The sequence below is a fragment of the Achromobacter sp. GW823-FHT04E03 genome (genome assembly GCF_058796095.1).
Genome location: NZ_JBXAIJ010000001.1, coordinates 201,128 through 219,768, shown reverse-complemented (window position 1 = coordinate 219,768; position 18,641 = coordinate 201,128). Strand labels below are relative to the sequence as shown.

General features: G+C 62.0%; 16 protein-coding genes. 2 read left to right on the top strand and 14 right to left on the bottom strand.

All coding sequences use genetic code 11. The features are described 5' to 3' along the window. Positions 1–9: 9 nt before the first annotated feature. From cheA to flhD, 6 genes are all read right to left on the bottom strand, one after another. Positions 10–2,130, bottom strand: a complete 2,121-nt coding sequence (gene cheA, locus AC1RHV_RS01010; protein WP_119451935.1) for a chemotaxis protein CheA — start codon at positions 2,128–2,130, stop codon at positions 10–12. A gap of 29 nt (positions 2,131–2,159) precedes the next feature. Further along, positions 2,160–2,540, bottom strand: coding sequence for a response regulator (locus tag AC1RHV_RS01005; protein WP_054456659.1), 381 nt, complete (start codon positions 2,538–2,540; stop codon positions 2,160–2,162). Positions 2,541–2,542: 2 nt separating this feature from the next. Beyond that, entirely contained in the window at positions 2,543–3,532 is a 990-nt protein-coding gene (motB, locus tag AC1RHV_RS01000) for a flagellar motor protein MotB (protein ID WP_054456658.1), read from the bottom strand. Between the two features lie 11 nt (positions 3,533–3,543). Next, the gene (gene motA, locus AC1RHV_RS00995) at positions 3,544–4,419 is read right to left on the bottom strand and encodes a flagellar motor stator protein MotA (RefSeq protein WP_054456657.1); all 876 of its coding nucleotides are present in this window, start codon (positions 4,417–4,419) and stop codon (positions 3,544–3,546) included. A gap of 118 nt (positions 4,420–4,537) precedes the next feature. Then, on the bottom strand, positions 4,538–5,119 hold the full coding sequence (gene flhC, locus AC1RHV_RS00990; RefSeq protein ID WP_192351997.1) for a flagellar transcriptional regulator FlhC: 582 nt from the start codon (positions 5,117–5,119) through the stop codon (positions 4,538–4,540). A 32-nt stretch (positions 5,120–5,151) separates the two neighbouring features. After that, positions 5,152–5,475: a flagellar transcriptional regulator FlhD gene (flhD, locus tag AC1RHV_RS00985; RefSeq protein ID WP_013393369.1), complete on the bottom strand. Its 324-nt coding sequence runs from the start codon at positions 5,473–5,475 to the stop codon at positions 5,152–5,154. Between the two features lie 431 nt (positions 5,476–5,906). Between flhD and AC1RHV_RS00980 the strand changes: the two genes are divergently transcribed. Next, the gene (locus AC1RHV_RS00980) at positions 5,907–6,662 is read left to right on the top strand and encodes an RNA polymerase sigma factor FliA (RefSeq protein WP_054456655.1); all 756 of its coding nucleotides are present in this window, start codon (positions 5,907–5,909) and stop codon (positions 6,660–6,662) included. A 406-nt stretch (positions 6,663–7,068) separates the two neighbouring features. Further along, the gene (locus AC1RHV_RS00975; RefSeq protein WP_054456654.1) at positions 7,069–8,199 is read left to right on the top strand and encodes a flagellin FliC; all 1,131 of its coding nucleotides are present in this window, start codon (positions 7,069–7,071) and stop codon (positions 8,197–8,199) included. Between the two features lie 211 nt (positions 8,200–8,410). Here AC1RHV_RS00975 and AC1RHV_RS00970 read toward each other — a convergent pair whose 3' ends face one another. From AC1RHV_RS00970 to AC1RHV_RS00935, 8 genes are read right to left on the bottom strand one after another with little or no spacing between them, the layout of a single operon-like run. Further along, positions 8,411–9,955 (bottom strand): alpha/beta fold hydrolase, encoded by a 1,545-nt coding sequence (locus AC1RHV_RS00970; RefSeq protein ID WP_054456653.1) that lies wholly within the window; start codon positions 9,953–9,955, stop codon positions 8,411–8,413. 21 nt (positions 9,956–9,976) lie between these two features. Continuing rightward, on the bottom strand, positions 9,977–10,441 hold the full coding sequence (locus tag AC1RHV_RS00965; RefSeq protein ID WP_225590236.1) for an acyltransferase: 465 nt from the start codon (positions 10,439–10,441) through the stop codon (positions 9,977–9,979). 32 nt (positions 10,442–10,473) lie between these two features. Then, positions 10,474–11,382, bottom strand: a complete 909-nt coding sequence (locus tag AC1RHV_RS00960) for an NAD-dependent epimerase/dehydratase family protein (protein WP_054456651.1) — start codon at positions 11,380–11,382, stop codon at positions 10,474–10,476. Further along, positions 11,379–11,948, bottom strand: coding sequence for a dTDP-4-dehydrorhamnose 3,5-epimerase family protein (locus tag AC1RHV_RS00955; protein ID WP_192351995.1), 570 nt, complete (start codon positions 11,946–11,948; stop codon positions 11,379–11,381). The genes AC1RHV_RS00960 and AC1RHV_RS00955 overlap by 4 nt, the downstream gene beginning before the upstream one ends. 1 nt (position 11,949) lies before the next feature. After that, positions 11,950–13,266 (bottom strand): lipopolysaccharide biosynthesis protein RfbH, encoded by a 1,317-nt coding sequence (gene rfbH, locus AC1RHV_RS00950; protein WP_054456649.1) that lies wholly within the window; start codon positions 13,264–13,266, stop codon positions 11,950–11,952. Between the two features lie 60 nt (positions 13,267–13,326). After that, on the bottom strand, positions 13,327–14,388 hold the full coding sequence (gene rfbG / locus AC1RHV_RS00945) for a CDP-glucose 4,6-dehydratase (protein ID WP_306653273.1): 1,062 nt from the start codon (positions 14,386–14,388) through the stop codon (positions 13,327–13,329). Next, entirely contained in the window at positions 14,385–15,155 is a 771-nt protein-coding gene (gene rfbF / locus AC1RHV_RS00940) for a glucose-1-phosphate cytidylyltransferase (protein WP_054456648.1), read from the bottom strand. The genes rfbG and rfbF overlap by 4 nt, the downstream gene beginning before the upstream one ends. After that, complete coding sequence (locus tag AC1RHV_RS00935; protein ID WP_192351994.1) at positions 15,152–18,559, bottom strand: O-linked N-acetylglucosamine transferase family protein; 3,408 nt, start codon at positions 18,557–18,559, stop codon at positions 15,152–15,154. Before AC1RHV_RS00935 ends, rfbF begins: the two co-directional genes overlap by 4 nt. Between the last annotated feature and the right edge of the window lie 82 nt (positions 18,560–18,641).

Here is an 18,641-nt window from a genome sequence, read left to right as displayed (position 1 = left end):
ATTTCTCCATCAATTCAGAATGGCTTCGGGCTGCGACCAACGCTCGCGGTTGGCGCGCGCAAGCGCAAATACGTCGACGATCAGGGCCACGCTGCCATCGCCCAGGATGGTGGCAGCGGAAATGCCCGGCACCTTGCGGTAATTCGATTCCAGATTCTTCACCACCACCTGGTGCTGGCCGATCAGGTGATCCACCAGCAACGCAAACCGACGGTCCTCGGCTTGCATGATGACCGCGATGGCCTGCGTGGGATCGGTCTGGGCGTCGCTGACCGAGAACACCCGGTGCATTTCGACGAGCGGCAGGTACTCGCCGCGCACGTGCATCACGCGCTCGTTGCCCGCCACCGAGTAGATCTGGTCATTGGTGGGCTGCAGCGATTCGGTTACATGGTTCAGCGGCAGGATGAAGGTTTCCTCGCCGACGCGCACCGACATGCCGTCCAGAATGGCCAGCGTCAGCGGCAGGACGATGCGCGTCGTGGTGCCGTTGCCCGGCTCGCACGACAGCTGCACGTGGCCGCCCATGTCCTGGATGTTCCGGCGCACCACGTCCATGCCCACGCCTCGGCCGGAGATGTCCGTCACCTTTTCGGCGGTGGAGAAGCCCGGCGCAAAGATCAGCTGCCAGATTTCGTCGTCCGGCGAATTCTCGTTGACGGGCAGGCCCTGGGCGATCGCCTTCTTCAGGATCTTGTCGCGGTTCAGCCCGCCGCCGTCGTCGCTGACTTCAATGACAATGTTGCCGCCGTTGTGCTGGGCCGACAGCACCAGCTGTCCGACGGGGTCCTTGCCAGCGGCGACGCGCTTTTCGGGCGTCTCGATGCCGTGGTCCAGGCTGTTGCGCACCAGGTGGGTCAGCGGATCGATGATGCGTTCGATCAGGCTCTTGTCCAGTTCCGTTGCGCGGCCGTGGGTTTGCAGTTCGATCTGCTTGCCCATCTTGCTGGCGATGTCACGCACCAGGCGTGGGAAGCGGCTGAACACGTAATCCATCGGCATCATGCGGATGGACATGACCGCTTCCTGCAGGTCGCGGGCATTGCGCTCAAGCTGTTCCATGCCATTGAGCAGGCGGTCGTGCAGCACCGGATCCAGCGTGGATGCGGTCTGGGCCAGCATGGCTTGGGTAATGACCAGTTCGCCCACCAGGTTGATGACCTGGTCGACCTTTTCGACGCCGACGCGGATCGAGGTGGATTCCTTGTCCGCGTGCGCCGGAGCTGCCGCAGCGGGCCGGGCTGCGCGGGTGGACTGTGTGATGGCCTCGGCGGCCGCAGCCGACTCGGCGACGGCCGGCGCTTCGGGCGCCGTCTGTGCGGGAGCCGGCGCGGGCGTCGCAGCCGCAATTGGAGCAGCAGCCTGCGTTACGCCCGCCGGAGCAGCCTCGCGGCTGATTTCCAGCTGGTCGCCGTCGACGATGAAGCAGCATACTGCCTCGATATCGTCTGGCGTGCAGGTGCTGTCCATCCAGACGGTCAGGGCGCCGTCGGCGCGTTCGCTGGCCTTGACGTTGCCGAGATTGCCCATTTCCTCGAGGAGGGAGGCGGCGTCCTTGTCCGAAACCTTGGTGATCCGCACACGCAGAGGCAAGCTGCCGGCTTCCGCTGCCGGCGCTTGCGCGGCGGGCTCGGGGGCAGGCGCCGGGGCGATCACGGGAGCCGGGGCCGGAACCGGCGCAGCCACGGGTGCAGGGGCCTCGGCCGGCGCGGCTGCCGCGGCGGGATCCTTATGCTCCAGCGCAAGCTGCCTCAGTACGGCGCAGATACGCTCAAACACGGCTTCATCGGGCTCTTCGGAGGCCCGATAGGCATCCAGTTGGCTTTTGAGCACGTCTTTCGTTTCCAAGAAAATATCGATCATGTCCGTACGCAGCGCCATTTCGCCGCGACGGATCGCATCCAGGAGGTTTTCCAGCAAATGGGTCGTGCCCGCCAGCTGCGTGAAGCAGCCGAAGGTGGCCGCCCCACCCTTGATCGAGTGGGCGGCGCGGAAGATCGCGTTGAGCTGTTCGATGTCGGGCGCGCCCACATCCAGCTCGAGCAGCAGCTGCTCCATCTGCGCGAGCAGCTCGTCCGCCTCGTCGAAAAAGGTCTCGTAAAACTGACTGAGGTCCAAACCAGAACTCATGACCCGTACGCCTTCAAAAATGAACTTGCTTACGCGCCGGCCTGCTCGTCGAGCAGTTCAGACGCCAATTCCACCAGCACATCCGGGTCGACCGGCTTGGAAAGCCAGCCACAGACCCCCAGATCCCGGGCGGCCATCTTGCTGTCCACGTCGTCCTCGGTGGTCAACACCAAGACCGGCACGTCCAGGTACTCGTCCTCTTGGCGCAGTCCCTGGATCAGCTCCAGACCGCCCATGACCGGCATGTTCCAGTCGCTGACCACCAGGTCCACCGGGTGGCTCTTGGCCAATTCCAGCGCTTCCTGGCCATTGCCGGCCGTCAGGACTTTCCATCCCGCGCCCGTCAACGTCGCCTGGACGATCATGCGCATCGTCGCCGAGTCGTCCGCCACAAGAATCGTTGCAGCCATTGCTATCGAACCCCTTCCGCGGGCGGGTTGCTCTCCGCCTCGCCTGGTTTGGTTGCCGTCGTGGCCTGGGCCGCGGCTTGCGCCGCTTCCACCGCCGTTCCTACCTCGCGGGCATCCTTGGCGCTGACGTCCGCAGCCGCGGCGTTCTCGCTTTCGATGCGCCGCTGGGTGCTCTGGTTGAGCACCACAAGGCTGATACGTCTATTAACGGCCGCATACGGGTCATCTTTAACCAGGCTCATGCTGGACGACAGTCCCTGGATGCGCAGGACCTTGCTTTCGTTCATTCCGCCCGCCACCAGCTCCTGGCGCGACGCATTGGCGCGGTCGGCCGACAGCTCCCAATTGCTATAGGCGCGCTCTCCGCGAGCGTATTGCGAGGCGTCGGTGTGGCCGGAGATGCTGACCTTGTTGGGCAATTCATTCAGGACCGGCCCCAGTTCCCTGAGGATGTCGCGCATGTAAGGCTGCACTTCCGCGCGGCCGGTGGCGAACATCGGACGGTTCTGGTTGTCGATGATCTGGATGCGCAGACCCTCGGTAGTCAGGTCGATCAGCAGCTGCGGCCTGAAGCTCTTCAGCACCGGACTCGTCTCGATGACGTTTTCGAGCCGCTTTTTCAGATTTTCCAGGCGATGCTGTTCGCGGCGTTCGGCGTCGCCCATGGGCTGGGCCTCGACGCGGTTGCCCTGCGCGCGGCGCACATCGCCCTCGCTGCGCAAGGGATCCCTGCCGCCTCCTGGAACCGCGCTGGTCTCGGCCGAACTGCTGGGCCCGCCCGTAATGGCGACGCGCAATGGCATGCGGAAGTACTCCGCAATGCCCTTGAGCTCTTCGCGCGGGACCACGCTGATCAGCCACATCACCAGGAAGAACGCCATCATCGCCGTGATGAAGTCGGCGTATGCAATCTTCCAGCTGCCGCCGTGGTGCCCGCCGCCGTGGACCTTCTTGCGGCGGATCACCACACGGTGGTTGTTTACCGTGCTCATGGCCCGCTCCGTCAGGCCTTGCCGGTGGCGGTGGACTTGGCTTGCCGGACGTGCTCTTCCAGCTCACCAAAGGTCGGACGCACTGCGGAGAACAGCACCTTGCGGCCGAACTCCACGGCCAGCTGGGGCGGATAGCCGTTCATGCTGGCCAGCAGCGTGGTCTTGATGCATTCCAGCACCTTGGTGGCCTCATCGCTGCGGCGCTCGATGCGCGACGCCAGCGGCCCCACGAAGCCGTAGGCCAGCAAAATACCCAGGAACGTGCCCACCATGGCCTTGGAAATCAGGTCGCCCAGGATCGCCGGAGGCTGGTCCACGGCGGCCAGTGCCTTGATCACGCCCAGCACGGCGGCCACGATACCGAAGGCCGGCAGGCCATCGGCCATTTGCTGCAGTGCGCGCACAGGAACTTCGCGCTCATGGCGGTAGGTTTCGATTTCCTCATCCATGAGCGTCTCGATTTCGAACGAGCTCATGTTGCCGCTGATCATGATGCGCAGGTAGTCCGTGATGAACTCCATCAGCTTGGCGTCTTTGGCGATGCGGGGGTACTCGCTGAAGATCGGACTGGATTCCGGGTCTTCGATATGCGACTCGATGGCCATGAGGCCCTCGCGGCGTGCCTTGTTCAGCAGCACGTACAAGAGCGCCATCAGCTCCATGTACACGTCCTTGCCGTAGCGCGAGCTTTTCAAGGCGTCGGGCAAGGCGGACTTGACCAGCATCAACGACTTCTTGCTGTTGCTGGCGAGGAAGGCACCAAAAGCCGCCCCGAAAATCAGCGTGAGCTCGAACGGCTGGTATAGCGCGCCCAAATGGCCGCCCAGCGCTATGAAGCTGCCGACGACCGACACGGCCACCACGAGAAAACCGATAACAATCAACACATCAGGCCCCTGCCAACGAAGTCTAAAACTGGCGTCAATGATCCCCTGTTCCCCCCGACCCAAAAAGGCGGGTTACGGGGAGTTTTCCAGGGCTTTTGATGTATTTGAATACCGCCGGTCAGAGCCGGGTGGCATTCGCAACGGGTGCGGGGCGGGTGCCGGAGCGCGCCTTGGCCGCAGCGCGGGTCTTGCCGGCGCGGGGTGGCGGCCGGCAGATCGCGCACACGAAATCCGACTGGGGATCGTGGGCATGGGCGATGAAATGCCCCCCGCATTGGCGGCAGGCGGACATTTGCAGCATGCCGCTATCAAAAAAGCGCACCAGCATCCAGGCGCGCGTAAAGCTCAGGACGGGCTCTGCGCCTTCGGCGGCATCGGTGCCGGCGTTTTCGAGATAGAGGCGATAGGCGTCGATGGTGGCGCGTATGCCCTTGCTGCTGGTGCGCGTATTCAGGAACGAATACACGTTGTAGAAGAGCGAGGAATGGATGTTCGGCAGCCAGGTCATGAACCAGTCAACCGAAAAGGGCAGCATGCCCTTGGGTGGCGAGCAGCCGCGGATTTCGCGGTACAAGCGTGCCAGGCGGTCGTGGCTGAGGCTGGTTTCAGCCTCCAGCACCTGCAGCCGGGCTCCCAAAGTGATCATGGAGCTGGCTAGCAGAATGTCATCCGCTTCCTGCGAAACGCTCTTGGTGGCCATTACACGTGCTTCCGGATGGAATGATCAGGCCGTCAGGCCAATTCTTCGACAGGCTGCTTGGCCAGCAGGATGGTTGCGTGCGCTTGCTGCAGCGCACCACCCAGAACGTCATGGGTCAGCGCGGACAACAGGCTGTAGTCATCGAAGCGGAAGCGGCACAGCAACGAGCTGGAGCTTGCGAGCTTGACCAATTGCGCCGGCGAAAGGCGCATGAGGATGTCAGCAACCTCATTGCTGAATCCCAGGCGGAACATCGACGCCGCGTAGTCGTCGCGCAGCATGCGCTGTGCCAGTAACAAATAGGACAGATTCACTTCGCGAATGTCTGTCAGCAATGAATTTTCGACTTGTTGCACGCCCAACTCCCTATTCCCTATCCCGCCGATGGGGGCTTGTGTAAGCAAAAGCACCGGAATTCCGTTGCCATTACGTTCGATACATCCCGCTTTGATGCGAAATGTATCATTTGTTCGCAATTTAAGTAAAATTTACCACAGCTGATGTCATTTTCTATGACTTATATGACAAAACTTTGTTGATGTTGCGCAACTTACCGTTTCCGATACACCTTGACATATAAATTTCAGACGAATTTACGTCAATTTGGCAAATAAGCATTCAAAACATTGCGTACTTTGAGGAATGAAACGGTGTTGTTTGCCGACAATGGCAGCTTGCAGATCACTAAATCCACCTAGCTTTAGCGCCGCCGCGCGTTTGTCGACAATGTCGCAAATTGACAACAACAGACCACGCGCCACGATGGACACCGCCCGACACTCCCGCAATGCCTCACGCAGATGACAGCCTGGTCGAATATGCCCCGCTAGTGCGGAAGCTGGCCCTGCAATTGCTCGCCCGGCTACCCGCCAGCGTAGAGCTCGACGACCTGATCCAGGCCGGCATGATCGGCCTGCTCGATGCCGTGCGCCGCTACCAGGAAACGGCCGACGCCCAATTCGAGACCTACGCCACCACCCGCATCCGCGGCGCGATGCTGGACGAATTGCGCGGACAGGATTGGCTACCTCGCAGCGTGCGCGCCAAGGCGCGCAAGATCGAGCAGGCCATCCAGCAACTCGAACAGCGTTTGATGCGAGCGCCGACGGAAGCCGAAATTGCACAACAGCTCGACATGCCCCTGGGTGACTATCAAACACTGTTGCACGACGCCCAGGGCGTGCAGATCGTGCATTACGAAGACTTCACCACCGAGCCCGACTCGGCTGGCGGTCAATCCGACTGGGCGGCCACCCTGAACCATGGCGCCGCCGGCGGCAATCCGCTGGATTCCCTGCTGGCCGGGGACTTCCGCCAGGCGCTGATCCACGCGATCGACGCCCTGCCCGAGCGTGAAAAGTTGCTGTTGTCACTTTGCTACGAGCAAGGACTGAACCTGAAGGAAATCGGCGCGATCCTGAATGTGACCGAGGCACGGGTGTGCCAACTGAGGTCGCAGGCGACGGCGCGGATACGGGCGAAGCTGAAGGAACAGGCTTGGCAGGAACTGCCCCAGGACGGGCAGATTGCTCAGGTGATATAGAAGGACGCCGGGTGGCGAGACGACTTTGCCCACCCTGACCACTATTAAAGCCTCTCAACATAACGGGCGCACCTCGCGTCCGTTTCTCATTGCGCAACGCCTAAAGAGACGATGGTTAGAGAATCGAGGGCATGCGTGGTCTGCGAACTTCCAAAGACCGGCGTCTTGCATTAAGGGCGCCGTAGCGGCGGTAGTTGTCGGACTTGGGTCGGATTCCTGCCCCCCTCCGACCGGATGGAAGAAAAATGTCGACTTTCGCGAAATAGTGCTAAAGATTGATTTTGGCCTGCCGTAATCCTGGCAACGGAGAGATTCCTAGACAAGAAGTCGACGAACTTTCCCGTTAACACCAGTGGGCGGCCTTGCTGCCCAGTTTGAAGAAGCCTTTCTCTCTTGGGAGCCTCACATGGCAGTCATCAATACCAACTACCTGTCCCTGGTTGCACAGAACAACCTGAACAAATCGCAATCGACCCTGGGCAGCGCCATTGAGCGCCTGTCCTCGGGCCTGCGCATCAACAGCGCCAAGGACGACGCCGCTGGCCAAGCCATCGCCAACCGCTTCACCGCCAACGTGAACGGCCTGACCCAAGCCGCCCGTAACGCCAACGACGGCATCTCGATCGCTCAAACGACCGAAGGCGCGCTGAACGAAGTCAACAACAACCTGCAGCGCATCCGCCAACTGTCGGTTCAAGCCACCAACGGCACGAACTCGCAGACCGACCTGGACTCGATCCAAGCTGAAATCTCGCAGCGCCTGGGCGAAATCACCCGCGTGTCGGAACAGACCCAGTTCAACGGCGTCAAGGTTCTGGCCAAGGACAACACGCTGACGATCCAAGTCGGCGCCAACGACAACGAAACGATCACCATCAATCTGGAAAAGATCGATGCCAAGTCGCTGGGTCTGGAAAAGCTGAGCCTGAACGGCCCGCAAGGCACGGTCACCACCGCCGCCAACAGCGATGTCGAAGGCTTCCTGAGCGTTGCCGCCGGCAGCATCACCGCTGGCGCCAGCGCAGCCGTCACCGTCAGCAACGCTACGGATCTGGGCTCCACCGCCCCGACCTCCGGTTCGCTGGTGAAGGACAGCAAGGGCAACCTGTTCGTCGAAGTCACCGCAACCGCTGGTGCAACGAAGCCGGGCGTTACCACTGGCCAGAAGATGTACGTGTCGGTCAAGGCATCGGACCTGAGCGTTGCTGGCGGCACCGTTACCGTGGGCACCAAGGACGCAACGGCTTCGACGTTCGCCGCTACGACCAACCCGCTGGCCGGCATCGACAAGGCTCTGTCGCAAGTCGACAACCTGCGTAGCGACCTGGGCGCGATCCAGAACCGCTTCGAATCGACTGTTGCCAACCTGAACAACACGATCAACAACCTGTCCGCCGCCCGTTCGCGTATTCAAGACGCCGACTACGCCACGGAAGTGTCGAACATGACCAAGGCCCAGATCCTGCAACAGGCTGGCACCTCGGTTCTGGCTCAAGCCAACCAAGTGCCGCAAACGGTTCTGTCGCTGCTGCGTTAATTCCAGCGGACAGTCCCAGGCGGAATGTGGAGCAGCAGGTCAACTCCACATACTTGCCCAGACAAGAAAGCCAGCCTTCGGGCTGGCTTTTTTATATGCGTCTCTTGCAGTGCACAAGCGCAGCAGCCGCAAAAAAGGGTGGGCTACACCTCGTCCACCCTCTTGCTCATTGCTTGCTTCTACAGACTCGGTGACGTGCTGCGCGCGGTACTTAGGCCTCCAGCTTCACAGAGCGGACCACAGCCGCCACAGCAGCAGGATTCTCGTTGATCAGGTCGTGGCTACCTGCGATGCGCTCCACCCGGCACCCCTGAGCCGCCAGGCGCGCCAAGTCGTCTTCATCCAAGCAACATGGCACCGGCGGCATATTGCGAGGAGGATGCATCGGAACATTGCCGGTCACCACGGTCACCGGCTGCGTAACACCGTTCAGCAAGGGCCAATAGTCCCGCTCAACCGCTGCGGTTGGCGTGACGCCGTAGATTTCCAGAGCGAAGCTGCGCAAGTGTCGGTCATCCGGTCGAGCGGCAATTGCACCGCGCAGAAATGCGTGGTTGTGCCAGAGCTTGGCGGCCGAGAACGGCGTATCAAGGAGTACCACCTGCTTGCACAGCGGCGTACGACGCGCGATTTCCAAAGAGACACTGCCGCCAAACGACACGCCCAGCAAGCCAAAACCCGAGGGCGCAGCCGTCAGCAACGCGGGCAGCAATTCATCCACGAACCCATTGACGGACATTTCCTGAGGTGCAGTGCTGGCGCCGCAGCCGGGCAAGTCAACAAACAATAAATTCGCATCGGACAGGTGGGGTTCAAAGCCTTGGACGGTGGCGATACTGCCCAGCGAACCGTGCAGCACAACCCAGGTCGGACGCCCCTCTTGCCAACCGGCGCCGCGGCGCATACGAATCAGCCCGGAACGTCCTCGCACCATCTCGAACGGCGCAACCACCTGCGCACTTGCCTGCCCCAGCCATTCCTCATGGCCGTGCTCCAGCGCGTCCAGCGCTTCGGGCGTGCCAAGCATGATCTCGCGAGCGTGGCGCTCGATCAGGTCCTTGGGCCAATCCCACCAGCGTATGCGTATCAGGCGGTCAGATACGGCTTCATCGAAACGCCGACGCCGAAATTGCGCGGGATTTCCCATCCAGATTTCGTAGTCGCCGACATCGCGCGACACGACAGAACCAGCGGCGATCACCGCCCCCGTACCGATCTTCACCCCGGACAGGATTCGCGCGCCCGCGCCAATCCATACATCGTGTCCGATCGTGACGCCGCCCCGCGTCGTCGAGTAATCCGTTATATCCTTCGTGGAAGCGAACAACGTACCAAATTGTGGCACCGAGAAGGGAAAGATCGTATAGGTATCCTCGCGGTGGTAGGCTCCAAGAATGATCTCGACGTGATGAGCGATCGTGCAGAAATTTCCGATCGACAACCGCGCAGGCTCCTGCGGCTGATTATGCAGAACGGGTTGCGGCACCCCATAGGAATAGTCACCGATGCTGTACAAGTCAGGATCCGCCAAGCCTATCGCCGTGAAAATCAGGCCGTGTACGCCATGCTGCATCGCCAGGTTCAAGTGTTTGACGCCCTGATGGTCAGGGCGGATAGCCTGGATTTGCCTGCAAATTTGAGCTGCGTCCGCCAGCCGATTCTCGTGCCACGCGCGCGCTGCGACGCCGAAGGCGTCATCCACGCTCATCGTCTGGCCGGTGGCGGGTTTAGGCGCAGTCTTCTTGTTTGCTTTCACCTGCTCTACTCCAATAGATTTTCAATACGCATCCGGGGTGCGATGACGTATCACCGCCGCCGGGCTGCCTGCGATCACCGCATATTCCGGCCATTCGCCACGCAGCACCGTCCCCGCCGCAACGACGCAACCGCGCCGCAATATACAGCCGTCCAACAGCACGCAGTTGGCGCCGATCCAACAATCCTCTTCGATCAGGATGCCGCCTTTGCTGGGCATGAACCGCTGCTCAATGATGGTCAGATCGCTGCGGCGATACTCGTGATTGGTGGGCGCCAGCGTAGTATTGGCGGCGATCAGGGTTCCGCGGCCAATGTCGACGCCGTTGCCTGAATAGATGACCACGCCGGAATTCAGGTAGACATGGTCGCCGATGAGCACATCACCGTCACCGCCGGCGAATTTGATCTTCACGAAACTGTCTATCGTGACGTGGTCGCCCACCGTGACACTATTGCCGCGCACCGATCGCTCGATATCGGCCAAGGGGGAGATCTTTGCCAGGACGGATAGCCGATTCATCGCTTATCTTCCATCAGATGTGCCAGGGTCTTGTCGAAGAAAGTCGCCATGGCGTCATTGGCATCGCCACCCTCCGCAGCCTCATGCCGCGATATGAATTGGTAGTCAGGCGCGGGCAGCTCCTCAATCGAACCGAACTGTACCGGAATGTTCCTACCCAGGAGCCGCTTGGCACGAGACGCGGCCAGGCCCGCGAGATCGCGGATCAACCAGTCAGCCCCCGCCACATGCAGCACGCCGGAACCGGCGCCTGGCAAACGCCGCGCCAGCACCTGTGCGAAATGCTCCACACTCAAGTAGTTACGCCGCGCTTTGCCTCGCCCATGCAGGACGATCCGGCCGTTTGCCACCGCCTGGCGGCAGAAATCAAATGGCGCCAGGGTCCAGCGGTCGAAGCCTGTCCAGCGAGCGGGCGCCCCGAAGAGATTCGCGGGCCGCAAGATGTCCACTGACATGCCTTGCTCCCGCGCAGCCAGGGCATACAACTCTTCTGCATGCCTATGGGTCAGTCCGTAGTCGTTGGCCGGCACGGCGGGCGCCAGCTCGTCCAACAGCGCCGCGGGCCGCCCGAACACGTGGAAAGTGGAAACATAGGCATGGCGCTCGATCCCCGCGCGCGCGCAGGCCTCCAACAGAGCCCGGGTTCCCGCGACATTGACGACATAGGCCAATGACGGATTGGCGCGGCAAGCCACCTCGTGCATCGCCGCTGCATGGATGCAGGCGTCCAGGCCATCCGGGAGCGCCAAGCCGGCCACGGCGTCCGGATCCGACAAGTCCAGGCGGATGTCATCCGACGGCGCCCGGCCTGCGGTGACGACCTCCACGCCATGAGCGCGCAAGCATGCGGCAACCGCCCCGCCCGCGTATCCGCGGGCTCCGGTAACCAGTACCCGCGACGTCATGGCGCCCCTGCGTACGTAAAGGGGGTGATGAAATCGTCCAGCGCAGGCAGGCCCGCATCGCGCGGCGACATGATGGGTTCTTTCATGCCTGATTCGCCAGCCCACCAGTCGATGCCGGCGCTGCGCGGGTCGACACCCGCGTCCCGCAACGGATCGTGAACCGATGTCGTGTAATAGAGCAATGCCGTCTGGTCCCGGTGCGCGGCAAATCCATGGGCGACGCCTCGAGGCACATAAACAGCTTGCGGCTCATCGCCGTCCAGGATCAAGGACAGGGACTGTTTGAACGTCGGCGACCCCCGCCGCAGGTCCAGCAAGCCATCGCGCGCCCGGCCCGACAGGCAGGTCACGAGCTTGGCATGATCCGACGGCGGCGCCTGGAAATGCAGGCCCCGCAAGACGCCGCGATGCGATACCGATACATAGGATTCGGCATAGTCGGCTTCCAACCCCAAGGCGGTCAGCGTGGGCGCGTGCAAAAGCTTGCGGAATTCGCCGCGTGCATCGGGAAAGCGCGGAAGGCTGAACAGGTAGCAGCCCGGAATATCCAAGGCCCTGGCTTCCATGTCAGAGCCCGACGCCGAAGAACAGCTCGATGCGGCTGGCGGCATAGTCCAACATCTCGGGAGTCAACGCAGGCTGCACGCCGATCCAGAACGTGTTGTTCATGATGATTTCCGTATTCGTCAGCTCGCCCGCCACGCGGTAATGCTGGCCGACCATCGAGGGTTGGCGGGTCAGGTTGCCGGCGAACAGCAAGCGCGTGCCGATCTTGTCCTGGTCCAGGTACGTCAGCAGGTCGACGCGGCGCACTTCGGCTTCGGGCCGCAACGTGATCGGGAAGCCGAACCAGGAAGGATCGGAACCGGGCGTGGCCTCGGGCAGGATCAGGAATTCCTCGCAGGAGGCCAGCCGCTCTTTCAAAAAGCGGAAATTGGCCTTGCGCTGCGTCACGAACTCCTCGACCCGGTCCAACTGCGCCAGGCCGCAAGCGGCCTGCATGTCGGTGATCTTCAGGTTGTAGCCAATGTGCGAGTAGGTGTACTTGTGGTCGTAGCCTTCGGGAAGGCTGCCCAGCTTCTGGCAGAAGCGCCGTCCGCAGGTATTGTCCTTGCCGGGTCCGCAGTAGCAGTCGCGGCCCCAGTCGCGGAACGACTCCGCGATCAACTTCAGGTGCGGGTCGTTCGTGAAGACCGCCCCGCCCTCGCCCATCGTGATGTGATGCGCGGGATAGAAGCTGAGCGTGCCGATATCACCGAAGGTTCCGACCATGCGACCGTTATAGGTCGAGCCCAAGGCGTCGCAACAGTCTTCGATCAGCCACAGGCCGTACTTCTTGCACAAGGCCGTCACCACGTCCAGGTTGTACGGGTTGCCCAGCGTATGCGCCAGCATGATGGCCTTGGTGCGCGGGGTGATCGCGGCCTCCAGCAGGCTGGCGTCCACGTTGTAGGTGCCGAGTTCCACATCCACAAACACGGGTACTGCGCCAAATTGCAGAATCGGGTTGACCGTGGTGGGAAAGCCCGCGGCCACGCCAATCACTTCATCGCCCCGTCGGATAGCCCGTTCGCCCAATTTCGGCGAAGTGAGCGTGGAAAACGCCACCAGATTGGCCGAGGAACCGGAGTTGACGGTGATCAGGTGCTTTACGCCCAGATACTGGGCCAGGCGTTGTTCGAAGGCGTCATTGAAGCGGCCCGTCGTCAGCCAACCGTCCAGCGATGCCTCGACCATGGACTTGAGCTCGGCCGCGCCGATCAGCTTGCCCGAAGGCGGCACAACGGTCTTTCCTGGAGCGAACGCTGCGCGCTCGCGCTCCTGGGCCTCGTGATACTGGTCGACCAGCAGGGCGATCTGCGCCCGAATTTCGTTAGGACTCATGCTATTTCTCTAAAATCAGGTGTTCTTGTCTAGGCAGTGTCGCGAGGACTCACGCCAGAGTCACGGAGGGCCGTAAGCCTCTATCTGCGCCTCACACAAGGCGCGCGCGTCCGCGCCTTCGTATTGGGCGCGGTACCACTGCATTGTTTCAGCCACTGAACGGGACAGGCTCCAGCGCGCCTGCACCTGCAGAATGGAACGCGCGCGCGACGTATCGAGCGTCAGCATGCCAGCTTCGTGGGGCCCCTGGACCGCTGTACCGTAAACCACGTCGCCGCTGCCATAGGCGTCGCGGGCAAGCTCGACCACTTCGCGCACCGTAGCCGCCTCGTGCGACGGAGGCCCGAAATTGTACGGACCGGCCAAGTTGGGACGTTCCCATAGCGTTCGCGCCAGGCGCAGATATCCGGCCAGGGGTTCGAGGACGTGCTGCCAGGGACGAGTCGATCCCGGATTACGGATTTCAAGCTTGCCCTGGGCCTGCCAGGCTCGCACGGCATCAGGCAGCAAACGGTCTTCGGACCAATCGCCGCCGCCTATGACGTTCCCCGCCCGGGCGGTTGCAACGGCGACACCCTGCTGCGCCAGGAACGCATCGCGGTAACAGGCCGCGACCAATTCGGCGGCAGCCTTGCTGGCGCTGTAGGGGTCGTGTCCGCCCAAGGCGTCGCCCTCGCGATATGGATGCGGCCATTCCTCGTTGCGATAGACCTTGTCGGTCGTGATGCACAGCGCCACGCGCGCGTCCGGCAGGCCGCGCAGCGCATCCAGGACATGCGCCGTCCCCATTACGTTGGTGTCGAAGGTCTGCAGCGGTTCGCGGTAGCTGGCGCGGACCAGCGGCTGGGCTGCCAAGTGCAGCACGATTTCAGGTTGCGCTTGGCGTACGAGCACAGCCAGCCCTGCCGCATCGCGGATATCGAGAATGTGGCTGTCCAGCACGCGGGCGATGCCGGCCGCCTCAAACAGGCTGGTCTGACCGACAGGCGGCGCCAACGACGCGGCGCATACTTCGGCCCCCAGCAGGCGTAGCCACAGCGCCATCCAGCCCCCCTTGAAGCCGGTGTGGCCAGTCAGGAAGACACGCTTGCCGCGCCAGAAACTGGCGGCGTCGCTGATCACCACACCCTCCAGGGCGCCTTGCCCGCTTCCCACAGGGATTCCAGCATGCGCTTTTCACGCAGCGTGTCCATGGGTTGCCAGAAACCCATGTGCTTGTAAGCCATGAGATCGCCATTGCGCGCCAGGGTTTCCAATGGCTCCATTTCCCAGGAAATATGGTCGCCTTCGATCAGCGGCAGGACCTTGGGAGAGAGCACGAAAAAACCGCCATTGATCAGGCCGCCATCGCCGCGCGGCTTCTCCGTGAAGCCCGCCACCAGATCGTTCTCCATCTTCAAGGCGCCATAGCGCCCGGGGGGCTGCACAGCCGTGACGGTCGCCGAGCGTCCGTGCTTGCGGTGGAACGCGATCAACGCGGAGATATCCACGTCGGCGACCCCGTCACCATAGGTAAAGCAAAATGCGTCTTCGTCCTTGACGTAAGCGGCCACGCGCTTGAGGCGTCCGCCAGTCATGGTGTCGTCTCCCGTATCCACCAGGGTGACGCGCCAGGGCTCTGCCTTGCGCTGATGCACTTCCATCTGGTTGTTGGCCATGTCGAACGTCACGTCCGACATATGCAGGAAGTAATTGGCAAAGTACTCTTTGATGACATAGCCCTTGTAGCCGCAGCAGATCACGAAATCATTGACGCCGTGGGCCGAGTACATCTTCATGATGTGCCACAGGATGGGTTTTCCGCCGATCTCCACCATGGGCTTCGGCTTGACATGCGTTTCTTCGGAAATGCGCGTGCCCAGGCCACCCGCAAGAATAATTGCCTTCATGCTTGTTTCTCACACCATTGTTTGAACATGGCGCGAAAGGCCGTCTCGACCTTACGCGCAAAAGCGGGTTCGTCCATGAGGCTGCTGGCCTGCATTTCGGCACGCAGTCCGGCGCGTATGCGCTCGAGCGCCGGAATATCGCTGGCCAGCGCCACCACCTTATCGATGTATTCCGCCTCGGTCGACGCGATCCAGTCGCCGCGCCCCAGGCCTATCAGGGTGGACGCGCCAATACGGCCGACGCCGGGCCGGCCCGCCAGCGTAATGAACGGAAGGCCTTGATAGAGGCTCTCGAACAACGTCGTTCCGGAGTTGTGCGGAAAACAATCTAGCGTAATGTCCGCGCTGCGCAGCAGGTCCCAAGGAGGTGAATGAAAGCCGATTTCGAGACGCGATGCCTGCACACCGTGTACCGCGAACCGCGACTCCAGCTCTTCCTTCAGTCCAGGGGACACGTAACTGCGGCTATCCACCACCAGCTTGGATGACGGCACCCGGCGCATGATCTCCGCCCACGTGCGAATCAGATGATCGTTGAAACGGATTGCCCTGGAGAGCGTGATGAACCGAACATGGCCATTGGCCAGGGCCGGCAGCGGCCCTGCATCACCCATTCCGGATTTCGGCCTGTAGGCAAAATTGCTGCCGCTCAAGCGCCAAGGCTTCTCCGCGAACAAATGATCGGATCCAGGCGGCACCATTTCAGCATCGCTCAGGATGTAATCAATGGCCGTCAGGCCGGTCGTGCATCCGAAACCCAACCATGTGAGCTGGACGGGAGCCGGCTTGCGCGCAAATACGCCTAGGCGGTTGTTGCCGGTATGGCCGGCCAGATCCACCAGAATGTCGATCTTGTCGGCGCGTATGCGACGCGCCAGCGCGTCGTCCGTCATGCCGTTCGTGCGCGTCCAGTGCTGGGCGTACCCCTTGAACGCTTCGGTCACCTTGTCCTCGACACCCAGGTGTGCGTAGATATGCACCTCGAATTCGTCCGGATTGTGGTGAGCCATCAGGGGCTCAAGAAACAGGGTCACGGGGTGGAATCGGATATCCGGCGAGACATAGCCGATCCGCAGCCGTCGTCCGGGATCTTTGTCGTTGCGGTGAGGCAACCAATGCTTGCGCATCGGCTTGCCAAATATCTCTTCGAATTCCTTGTAGACCTCGAAAATCTGTTCGGCCGTACGATCGGGGAAATAATTCAAGCCGAAAAACCGACTACCCCAGACCTGTGGATTGTCCGGTACCAGGCGTAGCACTTCCTTGTACTTTTTCTCCGCCCCGTCGAAATCGCCGATATCCGCCAGGACCACACCCAAGTTGCCGTGGGAATCCACGACCGAAGGATCCTCTTCCAGGGCGCGCCCGTAGTGATAAATCGCGTCGTAGAAGCGCGAGGCCTTGTGATAGCAGCTACCCAGGACGTTGTGCGCGGAGGCGTACTTCGGATGAATCGTCAGCGCCAGCAAGGCGCTCTGCTCCGCGTCATCCAACGAATCCCGCGCCAACAGCGTCAGGGCCAGCAGGGCGTAGCGGTGCGCAGGCGTCGGATCCAGGCGAAGCGCATGCAGCAAGGCCATCAACGATTCAGTGTTCTCACCCTTGTCGCGCACAATGCACGACAGCGCGTCCCACGCGGCATCGTTCCGGGGAGCCTGCTTGATCAGGCGGCGCACTTGCGCCTCGGTCTCGGCGCTGACCTTGCCCTTGTACGCGAGATTCCGCAGCTCCACGGCCTCCCTGTGCTGTGCAGGGGTGACACCCCGCAGTCCCTTGAGGGGTACTTGCTGCAACAGGCACCTCGACAATGCCTGCACATAGAGCATCCATGAATGGCGCTCGCCCTTGCTGGCCTCCAGGCCATCCGCCAGGAAATCGCGCCAACGTGTTGGCCCGGCAAGCACCAAGGCGGACCGCCGCAGCATCCGCAATTGCTGAGTCAGAGACACACCCTGCGGCGCAGTCGCCGGCTTTTCGCCAAGCGGGCCGCTCGATTTCGACTCGGCCTTCTCTTTTTCGACATAGGCGTCCAGCGCCGCCAGGGACTGCCCTTGAGCCAGCAGTTCCAGCACGTGCCGGTCGATGGTCTCGGTCACTGGCTCGTGCCACCAGTTGAACAACGGAGCCTGCCCGCCCCGCTCGCGGTCTGCAAGTGCGGGAAGCGCCTGCGCAACCACGGCCAGGGCGTCCGCCCCGATCGTATCGTAAGGCGTGCGATCCACCGAGTAACGCACGAGTCCGCGGCGCACCAGATACAGCAGCGCTGCCTGCGTTGCTTCAAATGCCGTCTTGCCCTCGCCCACCGACGGCCCCGCAGCCACGAAGTCAGCCAGGCCCGCCGCATCGAGCGACTCGGGCCAAGCGCAACCCAGCGCATCCAGGACACGCTGAACCACGGGATCGTCGGTGCAGAACACCTGTCCTGGCGAGGTTTCGAAATAGATATTCTTGACGTCGCGCAGGCCCAGCGCGCAACGCCTGAACCGGCCGGCCCAGCGTAATTCCATCAAACGCGCCACATCGATCTGCGGCGAAGCCTGCTCCGCGCGCTCCTGATGCACAATGAGCGTGCGGCGATGGCGGCGGCCGACTGAAAAGTCCAGGTTCTGTTGCCGCAAGACCCGCGGCTTGCCGAGACCCAGCAATCCATGCGCAAGCGATACATTGCCTCCATAGGTGTCGGCCATCTCGATTTGCGGCTCGGCATCGCCCGCGCAGATCAAGGCGTAACCGGACACGAGTTCCGAAAACTCCACGAAGTAATAGGCCTGGCGTGAGAAACCGAACAACCCGGCATCGAGATCAGCTTTGCCAATCTCGGCAGCCGCGGCGAAGGCGCCGGCCATCGGATTGCCCGATGCCATTCCGTTGGAAAATAGGGTCAAAGCAGTGCGGGCAGCAGCAGTCTGTTCTTCCGCGGTGTCGGCACCATGGCCGTACAGCAACATGGCGTCGCGCACCGCCTCGTCCACGCGCGCGCCCGGGTAGGTGTCGTAATTGACGTACGCGATGCCTTCGAACGACAGGTTCAGGCGGCAGATGCGCAGAATTTCGACTGCCTGGCTGCGATCCAGCAAACTGTAGACATCATGGGCGACGATATAGTCGAATTCGCCCAACTCCGGCGTCACCGCGGCGTAATCGGCCGCAAAGAACTCCGCGTTTCCCAAGCCCAGCCCCTCGGCATGCTGACGCGCCAGCTCGATTTGGCCGGCGTCAGGGTCGATCCCGACCACACGAGCTTGAGGATAGGCCGCGGCAAAAGGGAAGACATTGGCTCCTGCGCGGCACCCGAGTACCAGCACGCGAGCCTGATCCAGTGGCACACTGGAAAGACCATACAAATGCGCCGTCGCCCGCAAGTGGCCCGGCGAACTCAGGAAGTTGATGGCGTGGTCGGCCAAGGCGGGAGCGATCGCAACCTCGCGACCCCCATCGGGTAAGGACTCAGGCGCGTTCAAAAAAACTCCGCATCGGGCAAGTAGC

What these genes read in the sequence shown, in the direction of transcription:
- cheA (WP_119451935.1), bottom strand. Translation starts at nt 2,130, where the DNA reads ATGAGTTCTGGTTTGGACCTCAGTCAGTTTTACGAGACCTTTTTCGAC.
- AC1RHV_RS01005 (WP_054456659.1), bottom strand. Translation starts at nt 2,540, where the DNA reads ATGGCTGCAACGATTCTTGTGGCGGACGACTCGGCGACGATGCGCATG.
- motB (WP_054456658.1), bottom strand. Translation starts at nt 3,532, where the DNA reads ATGAGCACGGTAAACAACCACCGTGTGGTGATCCGCCGCAAGAAGGTC.
- flhC (WP_192351997.1), bottom strand. Translation starts at nt 5,119, where the DNA reads ATGGCCACCAAGAGCGTTTCGCAGGAAGCGGATGACATTCTGCTAGCC.
- AC1RHV_RS00980 (WP_054456655.1), top strand. Translation starts at nt 5,907, where the DNA reads ATGCCTCACGCAGATGACAGCCTGGTCGAATATGCCCCGCTAGTGCGG.
- AC1RHV_RS00975 (WP_054456654.1), top strand. Translation starts at nt 7,069, where the DNA reads ATGGCAGTCATCAATACCAACTACCTGTCCCTGGTTGCACAGAACAAC.
- AC1RHV_RS00960 (WP_054456651.1), bottom strand. Translation starts at nt 11,382, where the DNA reads ATGACGTCGCGGGTACTGGTTACCGGAGCCCGCGGATACGCGGGCGGG.
- AC1RHV_RS00955 (WP_192351995.1), bottom strand. Translation starts at nt 11,948, where the DNA reads ATGGAAGCCAGGGCCTTGGATATTCCGGGCTGCTACCTGTTCAGCCTT.
- rfbH (WP_054456649.1), bottom strand. Translation starts at nt 13,266, where the DNA reads ATGAGTCCTAACGAAATTCGGGCGCAGATCGCCCTGCTGGTCGACCAG.
- rfbF (WP_054456648.1), bottom strand. Translation starts at nt 15,155, where the DNA reads ATGAAGGCAATTATTCTTGCGGGTGGCCTGGGCACGCGCATTTCCGAA.